The following is a 26,702-nucleotide window of genomic DNA, read 5'->3' as shown; positions in this document are numbered from 1 at the left end:
TCCTTGATAGTTACAAAATCAACGGTTACGTTTGTAACTATATAAATGGAGGAGATGCAAGCATGGACACGACCGAAGCACCACGTTCCCGTGCGCGGGCGGGAGCCAGCGACGTTTCCTACATGCCGGGTTTTGGCAACGATTTTGAGACGGAGGCGCTTCCCGGGGCACTGCCGCAGGGGCAAAACAGCCCGCAGAAGTGCAACTACGGTCTCTATGCCGAGCAGCTGTCCGGCTCGCCGTTCACAGCTCCCCGGGGGACGAACGAGCGCTCCTGGCTCTATCGCATTAGGCCAAGTGTTCGCCACACGCGTCGTTTTACCAATGCGGGCTATCCGTTCTGGAAATCGGCGCCGTGCCTGGACGATCACTCGCTGCCGCTTGGACAGCTGCGGTGGGACCCGATCCCGGCGCCAACGGCCCGCGCGGACTTTCTTGCCGGAATTCGAACGATGACGGCAGCCGGCGATGTCATGACCCAGGTCGGTATGGCCGCGCATGCCTACGCCTTCAACGATGACATGGTTGACGACTATTTCTTCAATGCCGATGGCGAACTGCTGATTGTGCCTCAACGCGGTGCCATCAGCGTCTTCACGGAGATGGGTGTCATGGAGGTCGAGCCCGCGGAGATCTGCCTCATCCCCCGTGGGATGATGTTCAAGGTCTCACGTCTCGGCGACGCAACAGAATGGCGTGGTTACATCTGCGAGAACTACGGAGCAAAGTTCACCATGCCGGATCGCGGGCCGATCGGCGCCAACTGCCTGGCGAACGCCCGCGACTTCAAGACCCCGGTCGCCGCCTTCGAGGACAAGGAGATACCGTGCCGGGTCCATGTGAAATGGTGCGGCAGGTTCTACGTGACGGAGATCGGTCACTCGCCGCTCGACGTCGTGGCATGGCACGGAAATTACACGCCGTTCAAATACGATCTTAGAACCTTCTCCCCGGTCGGGGCGATTCTCTTCGATCATCCGGATCCGTCGATTTTCACGGTGCTGACGGCGCCGAGTGGAGAAGAGGGCACTGCAAATGTCGACTTCGTGATCTTTCCGCCCCGATGGCTGGTTGCCGAGCACACGTTCCGCCCCCCCTGGTATCATCGCAACATCATGAGCGAGTTCATGGGCCTGATCCTTGGACAATACGATGCCAAGGAAAAGGGCTTCGTTCCAGGCGGCATGAGCCTGCACAACATGATGCTGCCACATGGACCAGATGCGTTCGGCTTCGAAAAGGCGTCCAACTCGGAGCTGAAACCGGTCAAGCTGGATCACACGATGGCGTTCATGTTCGAGACCCGGTTCCCGCAGCAACTGACGAAATACGCGGCGGAACTGGAGACACTGCAGGACGATTACATCGATTGCTGGGACGGTCTGGAGCGGCGCTTCGACGGAACGCCGGGTATCAAGTGAGCCACCACAGCGAACGCGGACAGGTCCCATGAAACTTGCCACACTCAAAGACTCCACGCGGGACGGCCGGCTGATCGTCGTCTCCCGCGACCTGACACGCTTTGCAGATGCGGGCGAGGTCCGCACCTTGCAGGCAGCGCTGGACGACTGGTCGGCCACCGCGCCCAAGCTTGCGCGCATCGCCGAACACCTCGAAGAAGGCTCTCACCTATCCGAGCCCTTTGATCCACGAAATGTGCGTTCGCCGCTGCCGCGCGCCTACCAGTGGGCCGATGGGTCGGCCTACGTCAACCATGTTGAGCTGGTGCGAAAGGCGCGAAACGCGCAGATGCCGACGACGTTCTGGACCGATCCTCTGATGTACCAGGGCGGTTCCGACACGTTCCTGGGGTCTTATGATCCGATCCTTGCGGCCGACGAGGCCTATGGCATCGATATGGAAGGTGAAGTCGCAGTGATCGTCGACGACGTGCCCATGGGTACACCGCCGGATCAGGCACGCGAGGCGATCCGGCTGGTGATGTTGGTGAATGACGTCTCACTGCGCGGCCTCATTCCCGATGAACTTGCCAAGGGATTCGGCTTCTTCCAATCGAAACCTTCATCGGCCTTTTCGCCCGTGGCCGTGACGACGGACGAGCTCGGCGACGCCTGGAAGGACGCCAAGCTACATCTTCCGCTGCTGGTCAGTCTGAACGGCTCGCCGTTTGGTCGCGCCAATGCCGGCGTCGACATGACATTCGACTTCGGGCAGCTCGTTTCGCATGCAGCGAAAACGAGGTCGTTGACGGCAGGCTCGATCATCGGCTCCGGCACGGTTTCCAACAAGCGCGATGGCGGCCCCGGCAGGCCGATCGCCGAGGGTGGGGACGGGTATTCCTGTATCGCCGAGATCCGAATGATCGAGACCATCGAGCACGGCCGACCAAGGACGCCCTACCTGCACTTCGGCGATAGCGTTCGCATCGAGATGAACGACAGGCATGGTGCATCGATCTTCGGTGCGATCGAGCAGACGGTGCAACGCTGCGATGGAGACCGTAGGCAATGACGGAGATCGTGCTCTACGACTACTGGCGATCGTCGGCGAGCTTTCGGGTCCGCATCGCGCTTCAAATGCTGGGACTTGCCTACGAGACCGTGCCGATCGACCTGCTCGCCTCGGCCCACAAGGATCCGAACTACCTGAAGATCAACCCTCAAGGCCTGGTCCCGAGCCTGCGCATCGACGGACGCATGCTGACCCAATCGCTCGCCATCATCGAATATCTGGCCGAAACCCGCCTCGAAAGCGGCTTCCTGCCCGATACCGCCGCCGGGCGGCAGCGGGTGAGGGCGCTGTCCTATGCCGTCGCCATGGACGTTCACCCGATCTGCAACCTCAGCGTCGTCTCTCACGTCGTTCGCCTCACTGGCGAGGAGGGCGCGCGAACGGAGTGGATGATCACGTTCATCGGCAGCGGACTTCAGGCACTGGAAAAGATGCTTGATGATCCGACAACCGGCCGCTTCTGTTTTGGCGACACGCCGACCATGGCAGATTTCTGCTTGGTGCCGCAGGTCTACAACGCCCGTCGCTGGGGTATCGAAATGTCGGCTTTCCCCCGCGTCGCTCGCATTGCTGATACATGCAATGCATTACCAGCATTCAAGGCCGCCCATCCGGACACAGCAAAGCCCAGCTAGCGATCGCGGCGCCGCCAACTGCTATGGTTCCCGCGGCTCTTCCGCGACTTGCACGCCCGATAATTTTCTAACCTCCGATTGACGCCAGCCGACGACAGCTGATTAAATCAAATTGATTGATTAAATGAGAATGAGTCTCGGCGCTGCCGGGACAGCCCCTGTATGTTCAGCAACGTTACCAAGAGACAATCATGACAAAACAGCGCCAACCCGCCCTGCGACTCGAAACCTCGTGGCAACCCGCATCCGATGAACGAGGCCAGGCCTATACCCTCACCCTCAAGAACCTTTCGTCGAACCCAATCGCCGATTTCAGCCTCTGCATCAGTGGCCCGGGACGCGTGGATCCGGCGGTTCATATCGAGGGCGGCACGATCGGTCGCCGGCTGTCGAACTTCACCGAATTCCTGCCGCCCCAAAATTTCGAGCTTGAGGCGGGCAAGACCTGGACATTGACGATCTCCGCTCTCAGCTGGCCGTTCCAGCATTGGACGGATGGGGCGACCGGCGCCTATGTCGCCTTTGCCGACGGCAGCACGCTGTCGCTCTCAGTCGAACCGACCCGCTCGCTCGCCAACAATTCTCCCTTGAAGCGTGGCGCAGAAATCTATCCCGTGCCGGCCACTCCGCCGGTACCTGTTTCGATCGTGCCATGGCCGAACGAGGTGTCGGTATCGGGCAGGCGTTCGGTCCCCCCGGGATTTGCCCTTAACGCCAGCGATCCGCGGGCAATTGCCGCGGCTGCTACCTTTACCGGCCTCGTTGAACAGCTTTTTGCCGTCGAGGGGATCGTTCGTCCAGCCTCAGAAGGCGGAATGCCTGCCATGCTGCAGATCGTCGACGGTTTCGCGCCGGAGGCCTATGGCATGTCCTTCGCCGGTGATATCATTCGCGTCTCCGCCAGCACACAAACGGGCCTGCTCTATGGTCTGATCACGCTCGGCCAGATCTGGCGCGGCGCGCATCTTTATCCGCACGCATTCCGCTTCCCCGTCGAAGGCGAGATACGCGACGAGCCATCCATGGGATGGCGTGGCCTTCATCTTGACGTTGCCCGTCAATTCTATGGCATGGCTGAAATCAAGAAGTTGCTCAGCATTCTCGCCTGGAACAAGGTCAACCGCTTCCATTGGCACCTGTCGGACGACGAAGCCTGGCGCGTGGAAATCGATGCCTATCCGGCACTGACCGAAGTCGGCGCCTGGCGCGGACATGGACTTGCCATTCCGCCGCTGCTCGGCTCGGGCGCGGCACGCACCGGCGGCTATTACACCAAAGCTGCGGTTCGCGAGATCGTGGCCCACGCCAAGGAACTCGGCATCGAGGTCGTGCCGGAGATCGACGTGCCGGGACATTGCTTTGCCATGCAGCAGGCAATCCCTGAGCTTCGCGACCCGCAGGAGGTCGGAAGCTATTATTCCGTCCAGGGCTTTCCAGACAACTGCGTGAACCCGGCGCGCGAGAAGACCTACGAGGTTTTGGAAACCATCTTCCACGAACTGATCGAGCTCTTTCCCTTCAAGACGATCCATATCGGCGCCGACGAGGTGCCGCTCGGCGCCTGGTCGGGGTCCCCGGAAGCGCTGGCGCGGCTGCGCGAGATCGCGGGAGACGCAACGGCTGATGCACACGCCAAGCGCCTCAACGTCATCACCAACACACACGGCGCCGATGACATCGACGGATCTGGAGCTGCGGTTCTGCAATCCGTTTTTCTCGCAAGGATCCAGCAGTTCCTTGCCGAGCAAGGTTGCATCACGGGCGGATGGGAAGAAGCTGCGCACGGCAACGTCATCGACAAGACCAAGAGCTATCTCTGCGGCTGGCGTAGCGTCGAAGTCTCGGCCGCCCTTGCTGGCCAAGGCTACGAGATGGTGGTCTGCCCGGGGCAGGTCTACTATCTCGACATGGCAAACAGCCCTGATTGGGACGAGCCCGGCGCCAGCTGGGCCGGGTGGTCGGAGCCGGAGAAGCTCTACAATTTTGATCCGGTCGAAGGCTGGAGCGACGAGCAGAAGATGAAGCTGCGCGGTATCCAGGCCTGCATCTGGTCGGAGCCCATGACCGACCGCGCAGTCTTCGATCGCCTGGTCTTCCCCCGAATCTCGGCACTTGCCGAGAGCGCCTGGACGAAACCAGCCGACAAATCCTGGGAGCGTTTCAAGGCGGTCGCGGGATTGATGCCGGTCCTCTACGCCTATCCGTGATGCTATCAGCCTAAAGGCTTCTGGAGCACATCGAACTGGGGGTTCGTTTCCGAAAAGATCGGCAGAGCCGCGGCGCCCAAAATCGCCGTGTCTCTGCCGGTCGCTCCGATCATAATGCGGGGCAGGCTTCGCTCGGCCCCCGGATTAACCGGCGTATGCAAGGGCTCCAACTGACGGGCAAGGCGCTGCAACAGCGAAGAAGGCATGGAACCGCCGAGAACGATCGTCTGCGGGTCGAAGGCCAGTTCGAGAAAATCGATCGTCTGGCGCATGGGTTCGGCTGCGGCCTTCGCCCAGGCGTCAATCCGACCGGTCGCTTGCTCGATCAGAGCATCCAGGGTCTCAGGCGTGTATTGTCCAGGATCCTGAACGTTGAGATACTCGTAGGCCGAGCCGAGGGAAACATAGCGGTCCAGACAACCACGCTTGCCGCACGCGCAGGCCTGGCCATTCGGGACCACGATCATATGGCCGATCTCGCCGGCATTGCTGCGGCTGCCCTTGTAAAGATGACCGTCAAGGAACATGCCGGCGCCGATGCCACCCCCAAGAAACAGGTAGACAAAGCTGCTTAGACCGCGCGCGACGCCATAGAGCCGCTCGCCGATTGCCGCGGCCGTCGCGTCGTTCTCGACGAGAACGGGCACGCCAACCAGACCGGCTAGCTCGCGCGCCACCGGGAAATCTTGCCAGCCAGGCAGTGTCACGGGGCTGAGGGATGTCACTCCTTCGGCGGCGTAACGCCCCGGCATCGCGATGCCGACACCGAGGAGGCGGGCGCGATCGAAGCGGAGGTCTCGCTGCAACTCCTCAGCGATATCGGCCAGGATGGGCATCGCCTCGGCAGGCGTCGGCCTGTCGACGGCCCTTTCGATCCTTGCCCGGACGCGTCCCGAAAGATCCGTCAGGACCCCAACTGCATGATCCCGCTCCAGTTCCAGGCCGATGGAATAGGCGCCGTCAGGATTGATCGAATATGGCGTGATCGGCTGGCCGCGCGCAATCTTTTGAGGCGCTTCCGCCTTCAATAGCTTTGCCCCCTCAAGCTCTTCGACGATGTTGGAGACCGTCTGAGTGCTGAGCGCCGTCAACTTGGCAAGAGCGGCACGCGACAAGGGGCCGCTCGTTCGGATCGCTTCGATCACGACGCGCCTGTTGTGCGATTTTGCCTGCTCGAGGTTGGTGCCTGAAATCGCCTTCATATGTCCGACTTACGGGAATTCAAACCAATCACTTATTCTATCGCATAAGAGGTTCCGTCACGGATATCCAGAAGATTGCGCGCGCGACCTAAACCTGGCCCTCGGCTGCCAGGTTTGCTCCTCGATCTCCACCCGCGACGTTAGAGATTTCTTGTCGAAAGCGCCCTTGGCGGGGGCCGGGTTGACAGCGCGGAGACTGCGTGTCACTTATGTAACTAAATAGTTATTTATTTGGGAGGAAGACGCAGATGGCGACGATATCGCTTGGCATGATCATGCACGGGATTACCGGCCGCATGGGCTACAATCAGCATCTGGTGCGGTCCATTCTGGCGATCCGGGAGGAGGGGGGCCTTCAGCTTGCCAATGGCGACCGCCTGATGCCCGATCCGATCCTCGTTGGACGCAACGCCGACAAGATCGAAGCGATCGCCCGCAAGCACGGCTTGACGCGCACGACCACCGATCTCAACAGCGCCCTTGCCGATCCGAACAACAAGATTTTCTTTGACGCCGGTTCGACGCAAATGCGCGTATCGCTGCTGAAGAAGGCAATCGAAGCCGGCAAGCACGTCTATTGCGAGAAACCGATCTGCGAGACGCTTGAGGAAGCGCTTTCCGTTGCGACACTCGCCGAGCAGCGCGGCGTCAAGAACGGCGTCGTTCAGGACAAGCTATATCTGCCTGGTCTGCGCAAGATCGCATTGCTCAAGGACAGCGGCTTCTTCGGCAAGATACTGTCGGTTCGCGGCGAATTTGGCTACTGGGTATTCGAAGGCGATTGGGGCGTGAAGGCGCAGCGCCCCTCCTGGAACTATCGCACGGCCGACGGCGGCGGCATGATCCTCGATATGCTGCCGCACTGGCGCTACGTGCTGGACAACCTGTTCGGCCAGGTCAAGGCGGTCAGTTGCTATGCCTCCACCCATATCCCGAGCCGTGTCGACGAGAATGGCAAGACCTACCGGGCCGACGCCGACGATGCAGCCTATTCGACGTTCGAACTCGAGGGCGGCATCGTCGCCCACATCAACTCTTCCTGGGCGGTTCGCGTGCGCCGCGACGACCTTGTGACGTTCCAGGTCGACGGCACGCATGGCTCGGCTGTTTGCGGCCTGACGAAGTGCTGGACCCAGCATCGCGTCAACACCCCAAAGCCAGTCTGGAATCCGGACCAGCCGCAGACCATCGACTTTTACAAGACCTGGGACGAGGTTCCGGAAACCCAGGTCTTTGACAACGGCTTCAAGGCCCAATGGGAAGACTACCTGCGCTACGTCGTCGAGGATGCGCCGTGGAATTTTACCCTGCGCGAAGGCGCCAAGGGCGTTCAGCTCGCCGAACTGGCGCACAAGAGCTGGAAGGAGCGCCGCTGGGTGGACATTCCCTCGCTCGCCGACACGTCTGTGCGCAAGGTTGCCTGACGATCATGGCAACGACACTTCGCCTTCCCGTTTCCGGCGGCACGTTGCAGGACTACACCGTCGTCAACACACCGCTTGCCGCGCCGCAACGCCCGGCTGGCGGGCACGCCTTCAACCGCGTTGCCTATGCGGCCGCTCATATCGTTGTCGATCCGTTGGCCGACAACGATCCCTGGCTCGACCGCAATATCGACTGGGAACGCACGATCGCGTTCCGCGAATATCTGTGGGATCTCGGTCTTGGTGTCGCCGAGGCGATGGACACGGCCCAGCGCGGCATGGGGCTCGACTGGACCGGTGCCAAAGAGCTGATCGCCAACGTGCAATCGGCCGCGCACCAGCGCCCCGATGCGCTGATTGCCTATGGCGCCGGCACCGACCATTTGCCGCCAGGCCCAGATATCGGCATCGATGATGTGATCCGGGCCTATGAAGAGCAGGTCGCGTATGTCGAAGGGCAGGGCGGCAGGATCATCCTGATGGCAAGCCGCGCTCTCGCCGCAGCTGCCAAGAAGCCCGAGGATTATGCGCGCGTCTACGACCGTATCCTGCGGCAGGTCCGCCAGCCGGTCATTATCCACTGGCTCGGCGACATGTTCGATCCTGCGCTTTCGGGTTATTGGGGCTCGCGTGACGACATCGAAGCGATGGAAACGGCGATCGCCATCATCAACGACCACGCAAACAAGGTGGATGGCGTGAAGATCTCTCTGCTTTCGGCAGAAAAGGAGATCGTCATGCGCCGCCGCCTTGATGCGGCCGTGAAGATGTACACCGGCGACGACTTCAACTACGCAGAGCTCATTGCCGGCGACGAACAGGGATATTCGCACGCCCTGCTCGGCATTTTCGATGCCATTGCGCCTGCGGCGAGTGCTGCCCTGCAGAAGCTTGCCAAGGACGATCTCGCCGGCTTCCACGATATCCTGGCTCCGACGGTCCCGCTCTCCCGGCACATCTTCAAGGCGCCGACGCGATTCTACAAGACCGGCGTCGTCTTCCTTGCCTATCTCAACGGCTTTCAGAACCACTTCCAGATGCTCGGCGGCCAGCAGAGCGCGCGCTCGATGGTGCATCTTGCCGAGCTGTTCCGGCTCGCCGACAAGGCCCGCGTGCTGCGCGATCCGGATATCGCGGCTGCTCGAATGAAAACGATTCTGGCGGCAATCGGCATTTGAAAGATCACGGGCATGCACCTCGCAACTGCGGGGTGTGAGGGAGGAAGACACATGGCAGTCGACGGCCTTTCCATCAATCTCGCAACCGTCCGAGAGCAATACAATATGAGGCAGGCCATCGAAGCCTGTCTCAAGCAGGATATCGTCGCGATCGCTCCCTGGCGCGATCAGGTGCACGCCATCGGCCTCTCGGAAGCCGCCCGGATCGTTGCCGACAACGGGCTGCAGGTGACAGGCCTTTGCCGCGGGGGCATGTTCCCCGCAGCCGATGCTGCAGGACGGGCAGCCGCAATCGACGACAACAAGAAGGCCATCGATGAGGCTGCCGCCCTCAACGCGGACTGCCTGGTCCTCGTCGTCGGCGGCCTGCCCGCCGGATCCCGAGATATCGCGCATGCGCGCGAGATGGTGGCCGAAGGCATCGGGGCGATCCTGCCGCATGCGCGCGCAACCGGCATACCGCTTGCCATCGAACCGCTGCATCCGATGTATGCCGCCGACCGTGCCTGTGTGAACACGCTCGAACAAGCGCTCGACATTTGCGACCTTCTCGGGGACGGCGTCGGCGTCGCCATTGACGTCTACCACGTCTGGTGGGATCCGAAGCTTGAGCAACAGATTTCCCGGGCCGGCGCCTCCGGCCGCATCCTTGCCCACCATATCTGCGACTGGCTGGTTCCCACCACGGACTTGTTGCTCGACCGCGGGATGATGGGAGACGGTGTCATCGATCTCAAGGGGATCCGTCGCTTTATCGAGGCGGCGGGTTACCAAGGCCCTCAGGAGGTCGAGATCTTTTCGGCGGGGAACTGGTGGAAGCGGCCCGGGGAAAAGGTGCTTGCAACCTGCATTGATCGCTTCCGTAGCACCTGCTGACGACGCCGCATCCAAGAGCTAAACTCTTGGTTAACCATACATATTTGCGCGGACGGTAGCTAACTCCGCGTTTTGTTCCGCTGGATGGTAGGCACTTGAAGTGGAATTTGGCCCGAAAGGTCGCTTCCGAAAGGATCCAAGCCGCTGTTTCTCGCCAAACCGGCTCTGGAACGCCGAAGCGCAGGCAACTAGAATCCCGGATTGGGCGGTCATTTGTCAACCACATCCGGACGGCAATCTGGGGATTAGCGGCTTGAGAACCAGCCTTCGCGCGGGACCACGGCGATCCGATGTTTCTACGCAAAGGCGCGGACCGTTGAGCCAGGAGGCGCCATTCGTTCTGATTGTTCCCCGCGGGGAACTTCGCCCGGTTGTCTGGACGGCGCCCGCTACCAGGGACCCCGCACCGCCCGAACCGCGAGCAAATGGCCCGGCCGTCATTTGAGCGCAGCCACCGACATCTCCCACCACGTCTTTGCCTCGCTCGCCGCGCCACCAACACGTTTGCGCAACGCTTTGCGGGCCATCCCCAGATCCATCCTCACGCGGCAGCCACCGTGCCGCCCCTCGCGCCCGTCGTCGCAGACTCGCCATCAAGATCTCTCTTCGCCGTGCCGACAACGCATGCCGACCATCCACCGGCTGGCAGGCAAAGGCGCGGACCGTTGAGCCGGGAGGGCGCCATTCGTTCTGATTGTTCCCCGCGGGGAACTTCGCCCGGTTGTCTGAACGGCGCCCGCTACCAGGGACCCCGCACCGCAAAAATCATCTCTTACACCCCGCCTACGCCTAGCACCTGCGCTCACGTTGACCATATAAACCCCTCAGTGTCGGGCATCGGTCTTCAACGTCCGCGAAAAGGCGGGCCTCACGGCCGGGCGTTGAACCATTCATGCCCTTCCAAATTCCGTGTGCACCCGCGCCTGCTCGCGAACGAACCGGTCGGACCCCTTTCCGGCCGCCACAAACCCAGCCCCTAGCACCATTAAGACTGCGAGTATCGAAGCGGTCGCGTAGCGCGCAAAGCACCTCACCGAAGCCGAACCGCACCTCTTCAACTCGGGGCGATCACGACACTAGGCGCATGCGCGGCTTGCGTATTGTTGCATCAGCCAGCCGATCCGCAGGACACGCCTCTCCAGACCGGGTTGCATTTGATGCCCCCCCAATCAAGACCGGCGCGAACCAAGGATCAGCCGCGACACCCAACAACTGTGACGGCAGGCGCTATTTCACGCACCGTGTGAGCACCGACCCGCCTCATCCGCGGCATGCTGAGCAAAGGTTGACAGGTGAGCGAGCCGATGTCGCTCCCCAGCGCACCGGCTCCACGAAAGTCGCAATCTCCACCCGACGGCCAGCGGCAAGCCATTCTTGACACTGGCTTCACCCTCGAAAACGGCAGGCTCCGTCACGCGAAAAGAGCAATCCGTTCATCACGCCGGCTCGCCGAAGCGGCCGACAAATCCACAGCCGCGCATGGCTCGCATCTCGACAGCGTCGAGCGCAGGAACTATCTCTAAAATATGACTATTCATAACGACGACACGATAGCCGGCCGGATAAGCCGTGCGCTCGCAGAGCGCATTGTGACAGGTGACCTGCCGCCCGGCTCGAAGCTGAAGCAGGACCATATCGCCGAGGAGTTCGGGTCGTCGCACGTTCCCGTGCGCGAGGCCCTGCGTCGTCTCGAAGCGCAAGGCCTCGCCGTCAGCGAGCCGCGGCGTGGCGTTCGTGTTGCCTCGTTTGATCTCAAGGAAGTGCAGGAGGTCGCGAAAATGCGCGCCGCCCTCGAAGGTCTTGCTCTTCGCCATTCAGCCGAAAACCTGACGCCCTCCCGTCTCGATCAGGCCGAACAGGCGACGATCGACGGTGACAACGCGCGCGATGTCCGCACCTGGGAAGAGGCCAATCGCAGGTTTCACAAGCTTATCCTCGACCCTTGCGGCATGCCGCGGCTGCTCTCGGCCATCGACGACCTGCATGCAGCTAGCGCCCGATTTCTGTTCGCCACCTGGCTGACCGACTGGGAGCCCCGCGTCGACAAGGACCATCGCGCCATTCTCGCGTTTCTCCGCGCCGGCAAGGTCGAGAATGCGGTGACCGCGCTGGAGCGGCACGTGCAATGGATCGGAGGGCCGTCGCGGCGAATGCAGCACGCGTCCCGCAATCGGTTTGCGATCGTCGGCTAGAGCCAACGGCGCCTACCGAGGTTCCATGCGGTTTGCGCATCGACGCGATCGTGATCGCTCCCTCGTCTGCGACATGGGGCAATCGCCAAGCGTACCTCCGGCCCATCTAACGCTCTGTTGCGAGCGAGGCACCCTAGATCCCTATCAGAGATGCGCCCGAGTTCCGGCTGTTGCGACAGCGATGGCAGGCCGCCGAAGATGCAGTCCCGCGCCAGAGGCGAGCCTGCCTGCCCAATCCCTTCAGACAGAAAAACGCGCTTGCCTAAGACAGCGGCATATTATTATAGATAAAATAGATTTCTATCTACGCCACACCGTTCCATAGTGAAAAGGTTTCGGACATATGCAGCCTCATATTGACCACCAGGCCTCAGAAATCCCCTGCGACGGCAGCTCTCGTGACCGGGTAACGCAACCGGAAGCTAGTTTTATCTATAATTCGCCGTTCAATGACCTTCTGTTTCGTGCCCATAGCATCCACCGGGCCAATTTTGACCCGAACGCGGTGCAGATGAGCCGCCTCCTGTCGATCAAGACCGGCGGATGCGCCGAAGATTGCGGCTATTGCAGCCAGTCCGCCCACTATCCGACCGGCCTCAAGGCATCAAAACTCATGGAGGTGGAGCGCGTACTTTCCGAAGCGCAAAGAGCCAAGGACGGGGGTGCAACGCGATATTGCATGGGTGCTGCCTGGCGCAGCCCGAAGGACCGCGACATGGATGCAATCGTCGCGATGGTCGAGGGCGTAAAGGCGCTTGGCATGGAAACGTGCATGACGCTTGGAATGTTAACACCGCGCCAATCTGCCAGGCTCGCCGATGCCGGCCTCGACTACTACAACCACAACGTTGACACCTCCGAGCGCTTCTACAGCGAGATCATCACGACCCGCACGTTTGCCGATCGACTGGAGACGCTGGACAATGTCCGCGAAGCCGGCATCAAGGTCTGCGCAGGCGGTATTCTGGGCATGGGCGAGACGGCCGAAGACCGCATCGCGATGCTTGTCACGCTTGCAAACCTGCCGACGCCGCCCGAAAGCGTCCCCATCAATATGCTGATCCCGATTCCCGGCTCGAGACTTGCCAATCAAGAGCCGATCGACCCGATCGACTTCGTGCGCACAATCGCACTGGCGCGTATTCTGATGCCGACGTCGCACGTGCGCCTGTCGGCTGGACGCACCGATATGTCAGACGAAACCCAGGCTCTCTGTTTCTTTGCCGGTGCCAATTCAATTTTCGTAGGCGAAACCTTGTTGACCGCCGACAACCCGGGCGAGGATCACGACGCGGCTCTCTTCCGTCGTCTGGGGCTGAAGGCGGAGCAGCTGGAGCCGGCGGAATGACCGCCGCCAGCCTTGCGATTTACGAGCGCAAGCTCGCTGGCCTTGAACGCAAGGGGAGAAGCCGGACCCTTGTCGCTCCCACTGGCACCGATTTCACCTCGAACGACTATCTTGGCCTCGCCCATTCACAGCGGCTCAAGGATGCGCTTCGGGATGCACTGGACCGCGGCATGCCGGTCGGGGCAGGCGGCTCCCGCCTGCTGCGCGGCAATCATCCGGAGCATGAGGCGCTGGAGCGGGAGGCCGCGGCCTATTTCGGGGCCGAGCGAGCGCTCTACTTCGGCAGCGGCTATGCAGCCAATGTTGCGTTGTTCTCGACCTTGCCACAACGCAAGGACATCATCGTCCACGACGCCCTGATCCATGCCAGTGCCCATGAAGGGATTTCGGCGAGCCGTGCGCCAGCGATCGCAACGCCGCACAACGATGTGGACGCGGTCGCCGACGCCATCCGCACATGGCGTCGTGCTGGCGGCACCGGCCGACCGTGGATCGCCGTCGAGAGCCTCTACTCGATGGACGGCGATCAAGCGCCGCTTCGCTCTTTGGCGCAGCTTGCGACAGAGCATGATGGTTTCCTCGTCGTTGACGAGGCGCACGCGACGGGCGTCTTCGGTGAAGGCGGGCGCGGCCTGGCCGAATGCCTAGGGCATCCGGAAAACTGCATCACGCTGCACACTTGCGGCAAGGCGCTCGGAGCATCGGGCGCGATCGTCGTCGGACCGGCAATCATCTGCGATTTCCTCATCAACCGCGCCCGGAACTTCATCTACTCGACGGCACCGTCTCCGCTGATGGCGGCGACGGTGCGAGAGTCATTGCGGATCCTGGCCGATGAGCCGGAGCGTCGCGACAACCTTGCCAAACTTGTGTCCTTTGCCAGTCGCGAGATGGAAACAACGATTGGGATGCGATCCAGCAAGTCGCAGATCCAGCCAGTCTTGATCGGCAATAATCGTCGCGCGGTACGGCTCGCCGAGCGCCTGAGAAACGACGGTTTCGACGTCAGGCCCATTCGTCCCCCGACCGTGCCGGAAGGCACGGCGCGACTGCGCATCTCCATTACCCTCAACGTCGATCAAGCGACCATTTCGCGGTTGTTCGAGCGGCTGGCCGTTGCCATGCGAATGGAGCAGGAATGATGGCGCGCTTCGTCGTCACCGGCACCGACACCGGGATCGGCAAGACCGTCTTCGCTGCCGCTTTGACGTGCGCCCTCGGCGCTTGCTACTGGAAGCCCGTCCAATCGGGGCTGGAAGAGGAAACGGACGCTGAAACGGTCGCACGATTGGGCAATGTTCCGGCCGAACGGATCGTTCGAGAGGCCTACCGGCTAAAGACCCCCGCTTCTCCGCACCATGCGGCGATGCTCGACGACGTGGAGATAGATCCAGGCGGACTCTCGCCGCCGATGATTTCCGGCTCGCTTGTCGTCGAGGGCGCCGGTGGCGTTCTCGTACCCCTGACGTCAAAGACCCTGTTCGCCGACGTCTTCGCCCGTTGGCAGGTGCCCGCGATTTTGTGCGCCCGCACCTCGCTTGGCACCATCAATCACACATTGATGTCGGTCGAGGCGTTGCAGCGGCGAAGCGTCCCCATCTTCGGCATTGCTTTTATAGGCGAGGAGAACGTCGAGACACAGAGGACTATCGCCCAGATGAGCGGCGTTCGCACGTTGGGGCGACTGGCGCCGACCAACCCACTAACCCATGAGAGACTTATGGAAGCCTTTCATCGGGGCTTCGACATCACGATGTTCCGGAGCCTGCAGTCATGACGCGTTCCCCCATATGGCATCCGTTCACGCAGCACGCTCTTGAGCCTGCGATGAAGAAGGTCGTCGCCACCGAAGGCGCATATCTGGTCGACGAAGCCGGCAATCGTATTCTCGATGCGATTTCGTCCTGGTGGGTGATCACCCATGGCCACCGGCACCCGACGATCATGGAGGCGATCCGCCAGGCGACGGACGTCTACGACCAGATCATCTTTGCCGAATACACCCACGTCCCCGCCGAGGATCTTGCCCGTGGTCTTACCGAGGTAAGCCCGGCTGGGCTGCAGCACGTCTTCTATTCCGACAGTGGCTCGACGGCAGTCGAAGTCGCCTTGAAGATGGCGCTCGGCTTCTTCCACAATACCGGTCGACGCCGCGACCGGATCGTTGTGATGGAGCATGGCTATCATGGCGACACGATCGGAACGATGTCCGTCGGTGAAAGGGGCGTCTTCAACGCCGCCTACGAACCCTTGCTGTTTGGTGTCGATTCACTTCCATTTCCGGAGCCGGGCCTGGAGCAAAAAACGCTTGATGCTTTCGAGGTAGCGTGCTCCTCGGGCAGGGTCGCGGCCCTTTTGATCGAGCCGCTGGTGCTTGGCGCCGGTGGCATGAAGATGTTTGGCCCTTCCGTGCTTGGCGAACTCAGCAAAATTGCCCAACACCACGGGGTGCTCCTCATCGCGGATGAAGTGATGACCGGCTGGGGCAGGACCGGCACCCTGTTTGCGTGCGATCGGGCTGGCATTCTGCCCGACATCTTCTGTACCTCGAAGGGCCTGACGGGGGGCGCCATGCCGCTTGCTGCGACGCTTTGCACAGGTGAGATCTTTGAAGCGCATCTTTCGACCGATCGCCGGAAGACCTTCTTCCATTCAAGTTCCTACACTGCCAATCCGATTGCCTGCTCGGCAGCAGTTGCCAATCTGAAGATCTGGACAGAGGAGCCGGTCCAAGCGCGCATCGATCGCCTCGTTGCATTGCAAGGGCAGGCGCTGCAACGCTTTGTCGGGGATCCACGATTCAAAAACGTCCGGCAATCTGGAACCATTGCCGCGCTGGATCTCGCCGTTCCCTCGGATGGATATTTAGCCGACATAGGACCGCGGCTGCGCGCCTTCTTCCGCGAGCGTCACCTTCTGATCCGCCCTCTGGGAAACGTCATCTACCTCATGCCGCCATACTGCGTGTCGGAAACCGAGATCGACTGCCTCTATGACACGATTGACGAGGCAGCAAGCGCGCTGATGGGAACCGCAGCATGAGCGTCCGCTCCGCGCACATTTCAGGCCTTGGCCACAGCGTTCCGGGTCGTTGCGTCGAAAACGCCGAGATTGAACAATCCCTCGGGCTCGAAACCGGCTGGATCGAACGTCGCACTGGCATCCGTACCCGCTACTGGGCAGAAGACGGCGACACCCTTAGCGGCCTTGCCGTCAAAGCAGGAGCCATGGCGCTCGACAAAGCCGCAACCCATCGATCTGAGATCGGTTTGCTGCTCCTGGCAACCTCGACACCGGATCACCTGCTGCCGCCGTCGGCACCCCTTGTTGCCCACAAACTCGGACTTGTAAATTCGGGCGCGATCGACCTGGCCGGCGCCTGCTCGGGATTCCTCTACGCGTTGACGCTCGCGGACGGTTTCGTGCGCACGCAGGGCAAGGCCGTTCTTGTCGTCGCCGCCAATATCCTCAGCCGTCGTATCAACCCGGCTGAACGAGCCAGTTGCGTTCTGTTTGCAGATGCAGCAGGCGCGGTCGTTTTGACGCCGGCAAGCGATCCCGCCACCGGAATCCTCGGCACCGATCTATGCTCCGAAGGCAGCGGCCATGAGCTGATCTCGATCGCCGCAGGCGGCAGTAACAAACCCTTTTCACCGGAGCGCGCCGCTGAGGAATATCTGATGACGATGCGCGACGGACGCGAGGTGTTTTCGCGGGCGGTTGACATGATGAGTAGCGCCTCGAAAAGGGCGCTCGACAGGGCCGCCATAGGGACCCGAGCGATCACCAGATTCGTGCCACACCAGGCCAATGTCCGGATATTCCAGGCGGTCGCAGCCAACCTTGGGATCGAACCCGAACGGACCGTCTGCTCGCTCGACCGGTTCGGAAATTCTTCCGCGGCGACAATCCCGCTCTCCTTGTCGCTCGACGCAGCCGCGCGACCCCTGCAGGAAGGTGAAACCCTGCTTCTGGCCGCAGCGGGCGCAGGTCTCACCGGTGCGGCGGTCGTCTATCGTACCTAGTGCCTCGTCAAAGCGGGCACGGACATGACGCCGTCACTAGCGGTTGATGCGCGTCGACAGAATGATTGATGAGAGCGTCTTCTCGACGCCATCGATATCGCCAATCTTGTCGATGACCATATCCAGTTCGCTGATCGATGCCGACGCAACGATTGCGATCATGTCGAAACTGCCGCTCACCGAATAAACCGAGCGGACATCGGCAATCGCCTGCAGCTCCTGCGTGACGCGTCCGAGCGCCTTGGCCGCCAAGGTAATTAGCACGTGCGCCTTTATCTGGCCGCTCTCGAAGTCATCAGAAAGCCGCACGCCATAGCCGGCAATGACGCCGTCCCGCTCAAGCCGCTCGATCTTGGCTTGGACCGTAGTGCGCGACAGGCCGAGCCTGCGCGCCAGCATGGCGGTCGACAGGCGGGCGTTTTCGCTGAGAATCGACAGAAGCTGCCGATCCTTGTCACTCATCGTCATATTGATCAATCCGAACGGCACTATGCCAAATAAATCTAGTCGATTTTATCATTATAGCGCTGTGAATCAACCACACCGACGGGAATAAAGAAACCATAAAGATTTCTCGATCCAATAGAGGGAACGCATATGAAAAACATCGTCGTCATCGGCGCCGGCAAGATCGGCTCGACGATCGCCCGTCTTCTCATCCATTCCGGCGACTACCATGTCACGCTTGCCGACCGCAGCAGGCAGCAGCTGGAGCACATGGAGGCGAACCCGGCGCTCGGCCTGGCGGAAGTCGACATCGCCGACCACGCAGCCCTCGTCAAACTTCTCTCCGGCAAATTCGCCGTCCTGAGTGCCGCGCCGTTCCACCTGACCATCGCGATTGCCGAGGCAGCCGCGGAGGCCGGCGTGCATTACCTCGATCTGACCGAGGACGTCGAATCCACCCGCAGGGTGAAAGCGATCGCCGCCAGCGCATCCACCGCGTTCATTCCACAATGTGGCCTCGCGCCAGGCTTCATCTCGATCGTTGCCAATGATCTTGCAAGCCGCTTCGACAAGCTCGACAGCGTCCGCATGCGCGTTGGTGCTCTGCCGCAGTATCCGTCGAATGCCTTGAACTACAATCTGACCTGGAGCACGGACGGCGTCATCAACGAGTACATCGAGCCTTGCGAGGCGATCGTCGATGGACAGCTGATCGAAGTACCGGCCCTGGAAGAACGTGAAGAGTTCTCCCTTGATGGTGTGACTTATGAGGCCTTCAACACCTCCGGCGGCCTTGGCACGCTGTGCGAAACGCTGAAGGACAAGGTGCGGACCTTGAACTACCGCACCATCCGCTACCCCGGTCATGCCGCCATCATGAAAGCGCTGCTCAGCGATCTCGGCCTGCGCCACCGCCGCGAAGTCCTCAAGGATATCCTGGAGCACGCATTGCCTTCGACGATGCAGGATGTCGTGATCATCTTCGTCACCGTGTCCGGCTGGAAGAACGGCCGCCTTGTGCAGGAGACCTACGCCAACAAGGTCTACAGCGCCGTCGTCGCCGGCCGCATGATGAGCGCCATCCAGATCACCACAGCATCGAGCATCTGCGCCGTGCTTGACATGCTGGCCAAGGACGAGCTGCCGACGAAGGGCTTCGTCCGGCAGGAAGACATCGGTCTCGACATGTTCCTCGACAGCCGCTTCGGCCACTACTATGCCCAGAAGGCTTACGGTGAAAAGATCGCCGGCTGATCCGCTTAACTGAAGCAATCAACAGAAAACGCCCGGGCATCGTGTCCGGGCGTTTCCTTGACGTCATTTATTCGCTTAGACGGCGCGCCGAACCGGCGATCCCGCCTCGTTCTGGCGCCAATCAGGCGAGCCGCCCGCAAGCGGCTGCGATACGCTCGATCGCTTGCGTAAGGTCCGCCTCCGCTGAGGCATAAGAGATCCTGAAGAACGGCGAAAGGCCGAAGGCCGAACCCGGGACGACCGCGACATTCGCCTCCTCGAGGAGGTAGGCGCAAAACTCGCTGTCCGTGGCGATCTTGCGACCGCCCGGCATCATCCGGCCGAGAATGCCGCCACATCCGCAGAACGTATAAAAGGCGCCCTCGGGAACGCGGCAATCGAGGCCGTCAATTGCGTTGAGACCGGAAACAACGAGATCGCGCCGCCGCCTGAAGCTCTCCGTTCGCTCGGCAAGAAAATCCTGCGGTCCGTTGAGCGCGGCAACAGCTGCGGCCTGGCTGATCGAGGACGGGCAGGACGTCGCCTGGCTCTGCACCACGGACATCGCTTTAATGAGCGCCTTCGGCCCACCGGCATAGCCGATACGCCAGCCGGTCATTGCGTAGGCCTTGGAGACGCCGTTGATCGTCAGCGTGCGCTCGCGCAGGCGCGGCTCCAACTGCAATGGCGTGACGAACCGGAAATCGTCGTAGACGATGTGCTCGTACATATCGTCGACCATCAGCCAGACGTGCGGATGCCTGAGCAGGACGTCCAGCAACGGCCGGTAGTCCTCGGCGCTATAAGCGGCACCGGACGGATTGGATGGCGAGTTCAGCAACAGCCAGCGCGTCCGCGGCGTGATCGCCGCTTCGAGCTTTTCGGCGGTCAGCCGAAACCCGCTGTCTGCATCGCAGGCAACGAGGACAGGCTTGCCTTCACAGATCTGAACGATATCGGAATAGGACGTCCAGTAGGGAGTAGGGATGATCACCTCGTCGCCGGGATCGACCGTCGCCATCATCGCGTTGAAGAGGATCTGCTTGGCGCCGGTGGCGACGGTTATCTCGCCAGCCTCGAAGGAAAGATCGTTCTCGCGCTGAAACTTGGTTCGGATCGCTTCCTTCAACGCCGGCGTGCCGTCGAGGGCCGTATATTTGGTATCGCCGCGCTGCATCGCGTCCCAGGCTGCCTGCTTGACATGATCGGGCGTTTCGAAATCAGGTTCGCCGGCGCCAAGGATAATGACCGGTCTGCCTTCGCGCTTCATGGCCGCGGCGCGCGCGCCGATCTGCAGGATCTCGGAGACGCCGATCACGGATATCCGTGAGGCGGGCCTGAAGCCCGCCTCCTCAATTTTCACATCGATGGTCATGGCCGCTCCTACTCGATTTCGAAGGAGACGCCCTGCGCAAGCGGCAGAGCCTTGGAGTAGTTGATCGTGTTGGTGGCCCGGCGCATATAGGCTTTCCATGCATCGGAGCCCGACTCGCGGCCGCCACCCGTTTCCTTCTCGCCACCAAATGCGCCACCGATCTCGGCGCCCGAGGTTCCGATGTTGACGTTCGCAATACCGCAATCGGATCCATCGGCCGACAGGAAACGTTCAGCCTCCCGTAGATCCAGCGTGAAGATCGACGAGGAGAGACCGGCGCCGACAGCATTGTGGTCTTCGAGGACCTGATCGAAGTCGTTGTATTTCATGACGTAGAGGATCGGCGCGAAGGTTTCCTCCAGCACCGGACCGATCTGTGATGGCATGTCCACCAGGGCCGGCTTGACGTAGTAAGCCTTATCATATGGCAGCGCGACGCGCTCGCCGCCGCTGACCACGCCGCCATGGGCTTTCGCCTCGCCAAGCGCCTTCTGCATGTTGTCGAAGGCGAGCTTGTCGATCAGCGGGCCGACCAGTGCCGTGCTTTCAAGCGGATTGCCGACGGAGACATTGGCATAGGCTTTCTTCAGTCGCGGCACGAGTTGATCATAGACGCTCTCGTGAACGAAGAGACGGCGAAGCGTCGTGCAACGCTGGCCGGCCGTGCCCATTGCTCCGAAGGCGATAGCGCGCAGCGCCATGTCGAGATCGGCCGACGGGCAGACAATGCCGGCATTGTTGCCGCCGAGCTCCAGGATCGCACGTGCAAAGCGGCGTGCCAGGCGAGGACCAACGTCCCGGCCCATGCGCGTTGAGCCCGTCGCCGAAACAACCGGCACCTTCGGATGATCGACAAGGACCTCGCCGACGGCGCGATCGCCAATCAGCACCTCGCTCAGGCCATTCGGCGCATCGCCGAAGCGCGCAATCGCGCGCTGCAGGATGGCCTGCGAGGCAAGTGCCGTAAGCGGCGTCTTCTCGGAAGGCTTCCAAACGACGGCGTTGCCGCAAACCAGCGCAAGCGCAGCGTTCCAGGCCCAGACAGCGACCGGGAAGTTGAAGGCGGAGATGACACCGACGACGCCGAGCGGATGCCAGGTTTCCATCATCCGATGTCCCGGCCGTTCGGTTGCGATGGTCAAGCCGTAGAGCTGGCGGGAAAGACCGACGGCGAAATCGCAGATGTCAATCATTTCCTGCACTTCACCGAGGCCCTCGGAAGGGATCTTCCCGGCTTCGATCGAGACCAGTCGGCCGAGCTCCGTTTTGACAGCGCGCAGTTCCTCGCCGAGCAGGCGGACAAGCTCACCGCGCTTCGGCGCGGGAACGAGGCGCCAGGTCTCGAATGCGCGGGCAGCCTTGTCTATCTTCGCGCTCGCCGCTTCCTGAGTGTCGGTCTTCAGTGCCGCGAGCTGCTCACCCGTGACCGGGCTGTAGGAGGCCATTTCTCCGCCGGTATAAAGCGCCTTGTCGACGCCGATCTTATCGAGAAGCGCAACGGCTTCCTGTGCTACATCAACTGTTCTTGCTGCCATGGTCATGTAACGACCCTTTGTGTTGGTGTTTGGTTCTTGTTACTGGTCGTGGAGTTGCTTCACTCGGCCGCTTGGGCGGCGCTCAGGCGAGCTCGGCATTCGGCGATCGATTGCGCCTCGATGCCAGCATAGTGATCGAACTCATTGAGAACAGGCGTACCGAGATCCCGCTCGAAGCGCTGCTGGTTGGGGCTTGCGCTAAACTCCTGCGTCGCCTCGTCGCCGAGGTTTGACTGGAAGATGCCGGCCGCGCTCACAGGTAGGAAATCCTCGTAAACGATCGCGTCGAAGCAAACGAGACCGTCCGACAACAGTTGCTCGATACTGGCATCGGTTGAAGCCACTGTGCGCTCTCCCTTTTCCGTCAGCGAATAGCGGAAATAGCCAAGGCCCTGTGCGCGGATTTCGGCCCAGTTGTCCGGGAAGAGCACGAAAGCATCGACAAGCGCCTTCTCGTAGGCAGCAGCGTTCGAGCCGTCGGCGGCCGGGCGAACCACTTTGCGCGAATCCGTTAGCAGCTTGTCGTACAGAGCGCGGCCTTTAGGGGTAAGGGCGATGCCTCGGCTTTCGATTTCCCCGAACCGGGCCGTATGTGTGCCCTCCTGCCAGTGACCGCTCGCATCCCTGAAAGAGACCGCTTCTTCAAGGGCCTTGAACGACGTCTGCCGCAACAGAATTGCGCAGCGACGGCTCGGCGGACCTTCGACGACCGCCTTCGGCGCAATGCCATATTCCGGCATCAGCCGCTGTACTTCGTCGATATCAAGCGTGCGCGGCGTCAGGTGATTGATATGCGGCCCCTTGAACGAGACGACGTCGGCAATCAGCCGGTGCGCGTCATGCAGACGGCCGTACATGGCGAGGTCAACATTGGCCTGGTCATGCCAGCGGAACGTCTCCAGGACCTCGGCAACGAAGCGCGAGGCATCCTCATCATCCAGACCACCCTGGTGCTCGGCCTTTTCGGTCAGCTCAATGGCACCGGCGGTGAAGATTTGACGCTTCTGAAGGATCGCGTCGGCTTCAGCGCGCAATTCTTCGTCGGCAATCAAGTCGAGGCGCAGCAGAGAGGTGAAAACACGGAACGGGTTGCGCTTCAGGGCGACATCGCCCACCGGTCGGAAAGCGGTAGAGTGGACCGGCACACCCGCCTCGCTGAGGTCGTAGTAGCCGACCGGGAACATGCCCATGACCGCAAAGACGCGTCTCATCATCGCAAGTTCTGCCGCAGTCCCGAGACGGATGGCACCATGGCGCTCTTCGGAGACACGCTCGAGCGAATCGGTTTCTTGTAGTCTGTGCTTGAGGAGCGGATTGGCGGCAAGCGTCGCGGCATTGACCTTGGCAACAATGTCCATCAGCGTGCCGTAAGCATGCACCTCGGTCCGATACATGGCCGACATGGCGGCAGAAAATGCAGAACGGATAGTACAGGAGGAGACGTAACTTTTGGTCAGCATAGCTTTTCTCACGAGACGTCAATTGGAAGAGTTCATTCTGGATTGCGATCATATCGCTTGCACGATAAAGGAATAACGATAAATGAAGCTGAGATGATGCGGTTTTGGAATGACCTTGCCTCGAAAGCTGATACCCGACCTGACGACGCTGCAGTCATTCGAGTCTGCCGCTCGCCACGGCAACTTCACGCGCGCGGCTCTCGAACTCAACCTGACGCAAAGCGCCATCAGCCGACAGATCAAGGACTTGGAAACCCAGCTCGGTGTCCTCCTCTTCGAGCGCGTTCGACAGCGAGCGATCCTGTCGGAGGCCGGCAAGCGGCTGCTGCCCGAAGCGAGGCGCCTGCTTCACCAGACCGAAGAGATGATGATCCGGGCAGCAGCAGGTGCCGACGCGACGGCGACGCTTTCGATCGCAACCCTGCCAACATTCGGCAGCCGCTGGTTGACGCCACGACTGGCGGGCTTCTTGGCCGCCCACCCGGGTTCACAGGTTGACATCGCCTCCCGCTCCGAACCATTCGACTTCGAGCAGGAAAGCTTTGATCTCGCCATTCATTACGGTCAGCCTATCTGGGCACGGGCAACCTGCACGTTTTTGTGCGACGAGAAGGTCGTTCCGGTTGCCAGCCCAACCCTGCTGCAATCGGATCCGGTTGCCAGCCCGGCGGAACTTATCCACAAACCGCTCCTGCATCTGGCCACGCGTCCACGCCTCTGGCGCCAGTGGTTTGAACACTGCAACATCGATGCCGATCCCTCATACCGTGGCAACCGGTTCGACCAGTTTTCGATGATCATCGAAGCTGCCACGATGGCGATGGGGTTTGCGCTTCTGCCGCTTTATCTGATCGAACAAGAGCTAAGCTCCGGAAAGCTAGAGATCGCGTTCGACCAGCCGATGTCGACCGAGAACAGCTATTATGTGGTGACGCCCGATGGTAAGCGTGAACATGCGCTTGGCTCAGCATTCACGGCCTGGCTGCTCTCGCAGGTAGGCAATAGGGGCAGAACTGAACCGTGAGCGACGATCAGACTCCGCCCGACACCCCGACTGCGCGGATGCTGAGTTGGGCCAGGAACTCAACCATCTATCGGCTTGAGCGCGGAATGATGACCGAAAGACAATTGTTCGATGCCATCGTCAGGAAGGCCAAACAGAAATTCGAGGACATCACCGAGACGCAACTCAAGGCAGTGGCGGAGTCGGCAGTGACATTCGCCTGCGAGCATGGCGGTCTGAACGACACCACCTATGCCGAAGTCAGCACGCGTTCCGGCGTTCGCCGCGGCAGGTCAAAGCGGCGTATCGCGCAAAGCCTTTCCCAGAAGGGCGTCGATCGCGAGGTCATCACGGCTGCGCTTGATGAGGCGGATGAACTGCTGGCAGCCGTGGTCTTCGCGCGAAAGCGCGCCTTCGGGCCGTTTCGCCGCGGCGACGTCGATCGGGTAGGGGGCACCAAGGAAATGGCGGCATTTGCGCGCAACGGCTTCAGCTTCGACACCGGAAGGACCGTCCTCGGTATGAGCCGCGAGGAGGCCGAAGACGTTGTGAGCGCGCGATCTCGTTAACCGCGCCGAGGGCCGCTTGCGAAAAGCTAAAAATCCTGTGCTCGCTGAGGGCATGGTGTACCCAGTGTCGCAACGGCCAGGACTTGCCAGGCTTGTCAAGTTGGACGGCGAGTCCATATGCCTTAGCGTTGGCTTGCTTGGTTTCGCAAATGGACTGTGAATCCCTGGAACAAAGAGGACACAAAGCGGCGAAGGGAAATCAGGGCATGAACGATATCGCGAAGCTTCTCGTTCAATCGGCAATGGCCGCGTTGACCATCTGCGGCTTCCTCGTCATCACGTTGCCGTTCGTCCTTGATCGGCAGGACATCCCGGACCACAGGACATTCCTTGCCATGTTTGTCGCGATGGCAATCAGTCTTTGGGCATATGAGCTGATTTTCAAAAGAGATCGCTGAAGCGCTAACAGCTTCGTCACCCCGCGACGTGGCGGATTTGCCGCGGGCTTCTCGTCAAGATCGCAACCGCAGTCTGGGCCAGGGAAAAGCAAGCGGCGAGGAATTGCAAAGGCCGCGTGACGGGTTTCAGGCTGTAGAGCCCCAACGGGCCGTGCAGGTGAGGGTGATGCTATGGGGGCCTTCGATCTCGGCATCGTGACGCTCGATGAGTTCCACAACGGCGTCGATGAAGGCGGTATGGTCGAGGCTTAGCGTCGTCAGGTCGTTGCAGTCCCACGCCGCCATGGCGATGCCATCCTGGCCGACGACGGCAATATCATCGGGCGTGTTCTTCCCAAGCACGCGCCGTGCGGCATCCCGAGCGCCGATGGCCATGACGTCATTGCCGCAGATGATTGCGTCCACCTTGGCGCGGTGAAGAAGCAGGACGGCTTCCTTGAAGCCGGAATCGTAGCTGTAGTCGCCGAACGCTTCGGCCTGCAGCGTGAGGCCGCGTTTGGCGAGCGCATCGACGAACCACCTGCGCCGCAGCTTGTCGATCCAACTCGATTTCGTGCCCGAGAGGTAGGCGAAGCGTCTTTTGCCATCGGCAACGATCTTGTCGATGATCTCGTCGGCGGCCGCCGATCCGTCGATCCGGATGCTCGAGACGCTCTCGTTCTCAAGCGGTTCGAAAGAGACGATGATCGGCTTCGTGGTATGGAAGATGTCGACGGCATCCTGCATCGACACCATGTCGGAAAAGACGACGACGTGATCCACCTGATAGGTGGAGGCGAGGCGCATGAGCTGCAGCCTGTCGTCGTGATCGGCGCAGCACAAAATGATCGGCAGGAGCTGACGGGCTTGCAGTCGATGGACGAGAAGCTGCTGTTCCTCGGCTTCGCATGGATTGCCGATCGCGTTGACCACCAGCGCCACCAGCCGTGAGCGCTGATTGTTGAGCGAGCGGGCGATTGCATTCGGCTGATAGCCGTATTGGCGAGCAACCGCCAGAATGCGGTCACGGGTCGCGCTTCCGATTCTGGAATCCGGAGAAAACGCCCGCGAGATCGTGGCCGACGACACTCCGGCCAGCTTCGCCAGTTCCTTCGAGGTGATCCGCCGCTTGTTCATTCAAAAT

General features: G+C 61.1%; 23 protein-coding genes. 17 read left to right on the top strand and 6 right to left on the bottom strand.

Features of this window, described 5'->3' with window-relative positions; translation table 11 throughout:
- Positions 1 to 62 precede the first annotated feature (62 nt).
- The 4 genes from hmgA to ACSQ9D_RS21025 all read left to right on the top strand — a co-directional run bounded on the left by hmgA (position 63) and on the right by ACSQ9D_RS21025 (position 5,314).
- Positions 63 to 1,421, top strand: coding sequence for a homogentisate 1,2-dioxygenase (gene hmgA, locus ACSQ9D_RS21040; protein WP_436283932.1), 1,359 nt, complete (start codon positions 63 to 65; stop codon positions 1,419 to 1,421).
- 28 nt (positions 1,422 to 1,449) lie between these two features.
- The gene (locus tag ACSQ9D_RS21035) at positions 1,450 to 2,472 is read left to right on the top strand and encodes a fumarylacetoacetate hydrolase family protein (protein WP_436283931.1); all 1,023 of its coding nucleotides are present in this window, start codon (positions 1,450 to 1,452) and stop codon (positions 2,470 to 2,472) included.
- Entirely contained in the window at positions 2,469 to 3,107 is a 639-nt protein-coding gene (maiA, locus tag ACSQ9D_RS21030; RefSeq protein WP_436283930.1) for a maleylacetoacetate isomerase, read from the top strand. Before ACSQ9D_RS21035 ends, maiA begins: the two co-directional genes overlap by 4 nt.
- A 191-nt stretch (positions 3,108 to 3,298) precedes the next feature.
- Entirely contained in the window at positions 3,299 to 5,314 is a 2,016-nt protein-coding gene (locus ACSQ9D_RS21025) for a beta-N-acetylhexosaminidase (RefSeq protein ID WP_436283929.1), read from the top strand.
- Positions 5,315 to 5,319: 5 nt separating this feature from the next.
- Here the strand turns inward: ACSQ9D_RS21025 and ACSQ9D_RS21020 are convergent, their stop codons facing one another.
- Complete coding sequence (locus ACSQ9D_RS21020; RefSeq protein WP_436283928.1) at positions 5,320 to 6,516, bottom strand: ROK family transcriptional regulator; 1,197 nt, start codon at positions 6,514 to 6,516, stop codon at positions 5,320 to 5,322.
- 248 nt (positions 6,517 to 6,764) lie between these two features.
- Here ACSQ9D_RS21020 and ACSQ9D_RS21015 point away from each other — a divergent pair, with 248 nt between their 5' ends.
- The 9 genes from ACSQ9D_RS21015 to ACSQ9D_RS20975 all read left to right on the top strand — a co-directional run bounded on the left by ACSQ9D_RS21015 (position 6,765) and on the right by ACSQ9D_RS20975 (position 17,559).
- On the top strand, positions 6,765 to 7,940 hold the full coding sequence (locus ACSQ9D_RS21015) for a Gfo/Idh/MocA family protein (RefSeq protein WP_436283927.1): 1,176 nt from the start codon (positions 6,765 to 6,767) through the stop codon (positions 7,938 to 7,940).
- 5 nt (positions 7,941 to 7,945) lie between these two features.
- Positions 7,946 to 9,118 (top strand): dihydrodipicolinate synthase family protein, encoded by a 1,173-nt coding sequence (locus tag ACSQ9D_RS21010; protein WP_436283926.1) that lies wholly within the window; start codon positions 7,946 to 7,948, stop codon positions 9,116 to 9,118.
- A gap of 51 nt (positions 9,119 to 9,169) precedes the next feature.
- Complete coding sequence (locus ACSQ9D_RS21005; RefSeq protein ID WP_436283925.1) at positions 9,170 to 9,994, top strand: sugar phosphate isomerase/epimerase family protein; 825 nt, start codon at positions 9,170 to 9,172, stop codon at positions 9,992 to 9,994.
- A 1,526-nt stretch (positions 9,995 to 11,520) separates the two neighbouring features.
- On the top strand, positions 11,521 to 12,186 hold the full coding sequence (locus ACSQ9D_RS21000) for a GntR family transcriptional regulator (RefSeq protein ID WP_436283924.1): 666 nt from the start codon (positions 11,521 to 11,523) through the stop codon (positions 12,184 to 12,186).
- Positions 12,187 to 12,529: 343 nt separating this feature from the next.
- The gene (bioB, locus tag ACSQ9D_RS20995) at positions 12,530 to 13,534 is read left to right on the top strand and encodes a biotin synthase BioB (RefSeq protein WP_436283923.1); all 1,005 of its coding nucleotides are present in this window, start codon (positions 12,530 to 12,532) and stop codon (positions 13,532 to 13,534) included.
- Positions 13,531 to 14,676 (top strand): 8-amino-7-oxononanoate synthase, encoded by a 1,146-nt coding sequence (locus ACSQ9D_RS20990; protein WP_436283922.1) that lies wholly within the window; start codon positions 13,531 to 13,533, stop codon positions 14,674 to 14,676. Before bioB ends, ACSQ9D_RS20990 begins: the two co-directional genes overlap by 4 nt.
- Positions 14,673 to 15,311, top strand: coding sequence for a dethiobiotin synthase (bioD, locus tag ACSQ9D_RS20985; RefSeq protein ID WP_436283921.1), 639 nt, complete (start codon positions 14,673 to 14,675; stop codon positions 15,309 to 15,311). The genes ACSQ9D_RS20990 and bioD overlap by 4 nt, the downstream gene beginning before the upstream one ends.
- Positions 15,308 to 16,576, top strand: coding sequence for an adenosylmethionine--8-amino-7-oxononanoate transaminase (locus ACSQ9D_RS20980; RefSeq protein WP_436283920.1), 1,269 nt, complete (start codon positions 15,308 to 15,310; stop codon positions 16,574 to 16,576). The genes bioD and ACSQ9D_RS20980 overlap by 4 nt, the downstream gene beginning before the upstream one ends.
- Entirely contained in the window at positions 16,573 to 17,559 is a 987-nt protein-coding gene (locus tag ACSQ9D_RS20975; protein WP_436283919.1) for a beta-ketoacyl-ACP synthase III, read from the top strand. The genes ACSQ9D_RS20980 and ACSQ9D_RS20975 overlap by 4 nt, the downstream gene beginning before the upstream one ends.
- Before the next feature lie 36 nt (positions 17,560 to 17,595).
- Here the strand turns inward: ACSQ9D_RS20975 and ACSQ9D_RS20970 are convergent, their stop codons facing one another.
- Positions 17,596 to 18,027 carry an Lrp/AsnC family transcriptional regulator gene (locus ACSQ9D_RS20970; protein WP_024315250.1) on the bottom strand — a complete coding sequence of 144 codons (432 nt, stop codon included), beginning with the start codon at positions 18,025 to 18,027 and terminating at the stop codon, positions 17,596 to 17,598.
- A gap of 129 nt (positions 18,028 to 18,156) precedes the next feature.
- Here ACSQ9D_RS20970 and ACSQ9D_RS20965 point away from each other — a divergent pair, with 129 nt between their 5' ends.
- Positions 18,157 to 19,260 carry a saccharopine dehydrogenase C-terminal domain-containing protein gene (locus ACSQ9D_RS20965; RefSeq protein ID WP_436283918.1) on the top strand — a complete coding sequence of 368 codons (1,104 nt, stop codon included), beginning with the start codon at positions 18,157 to 18,159 and terminating at the stop codon, positions 19,258 to 19,260.
- 121 nt (positions 19,261 to 19,381) lie between these two features.
- On the opposite strand, the gene ACSQ9D_RS20960 is transcribed toward ACSQ9D_RS20965, so the two are convergent.
- The 3 genes from ACSQ9D_RS20960 to hglS are packed head-to-tail and all read right to left on the bottom strand — an operon-like array spanning position 19,382 to position 23,609.
- The gene (locus tag ACSQ9D_RS20960; RefSeq protein WP_436283917.1) at positions 19,382 to 20,614 is read right to left on the bottom strand and encodes a pyridoxal phosphate-dependent aminotransferase; all 1,233 of its coding nucleotides are present in this window, start codon (positions 20,612 to 20,614) and stop codon (positions 19,382 to 19,384) included.
- An 8-nt stretch (positions 20,615 to 20,622) separates the two neighbouring features.
- Positions 20,623 to 22,155, bottom strand: a complete 1,533-nt coding sequence (amaB, locus tag ACSQ9D_RS20955) for an L-piperidine-6-carboxylate dehydrogenase (RefSeq protein WP_436283916.1) — start codon at positions 22,153 to 22,155, stop codon at positions 20,623 to 20,625.
- A 53-nt stretch (positions 22,156 to 22,208) separates the two neighbouring features.
- Positions 22,209 to 23,609 carry a 2-oxoadipate dioxygenase/decarboxylase HglS gene (gene hglS / locus ACSQ9D_RS20950; protein ID WP_436283915.1) on the bottom strand — a complete coding sequence of 467 codons (1,401 nt, stop codon included), beginning with the start codon at positions 23,607 to 23,609 and terminating at the stop codon, positions 22,209 to 22,211.
- A gap of 109 nt (positions 23,610 to 23,718) precedes the next feature.
- Between hglS and ACSQ9D_RS20945 the strand changes: the two genes are divergently transcribed.
- The 3 genes from ACSQ9D_RS20945 (at position 23,719) to ACSQ9D_RS20935 (ending at position 25,579) form a co-directional block, all read left to right on the top strand.
- Positions 23,719 to 24,633, top strand: a complete 915-nt coding sequence (locus tag ACSQ9D_RS20945) for a LysR family transcriptional regulator (RefSeq protein ID WP_436283914.1) — start codon at positions 23,719 to 23,721, stop codon at positions 24,631 to 24,633.
- The gene (gene recX, locus ACSQ9D_RS20940) at positions 24,630 to 25,181 is read left to right on the top strand and encodes a recombination regulator RecX (protein WP_436283913.1); all 552 of its coding nucleotides are present in this window, start codon (positions 24,630 to 24,632) and stop codon (positions 25,179 to 25,181) included. Before ACSQ9D_RS20945 ends, recX begins: the two co-directional genes overlap by 4 nt.
- Positions 25,182 to 25,387: 206 nt before the next feature.
- Positions 25,388 to 25,579 (top strand): hypothetical protein, encoded by a 192-nt coding sequence (locus ACSQ9D_RS20935; RefSeq protein ID WP_436283912.1) that lies wholly within the window; start codon positions 25,388 to 25,390, stop codon positions 25,577 to 25,579.
- Positions 25,580 to 25,705: 126 nt separating this feature from the next.
- Here the strand turns inward: ACSQ9D_RS20935 and ACSQ9D_RS20930 are convergent, their stop codons facing one another.
- Positions 25,706 to 26,695: a LacI family DNA-binding transcriptional regulator gene (locus ACSQ9D_RS20930; RefSeq protein ID WP_037126440.1), complete on the bottom strand. Its 990-nt coding sequence runs from the start codon at positions 26,693 to 26,695 to the stop codon at positions 25,706 to 25,708.
- Positions 26,696 to 26,702: the final 7 nt, after the last annotated feature.

Origin of the sequence: Rhizobium sp. LjRoot258, assembly GCF_964254185.1 — a bacterium.
Lineage (GTDB): Bacteria > Pseudomonadota > Alphaproteobacteria > Rhizobiales > Rhizobiaceae > Rhizobium.
The sequence above is the reverse complement of the archived record's forward strand: the minus strand, read 5'-3'. Positions and strand labels throughout refer to the sequence as shown.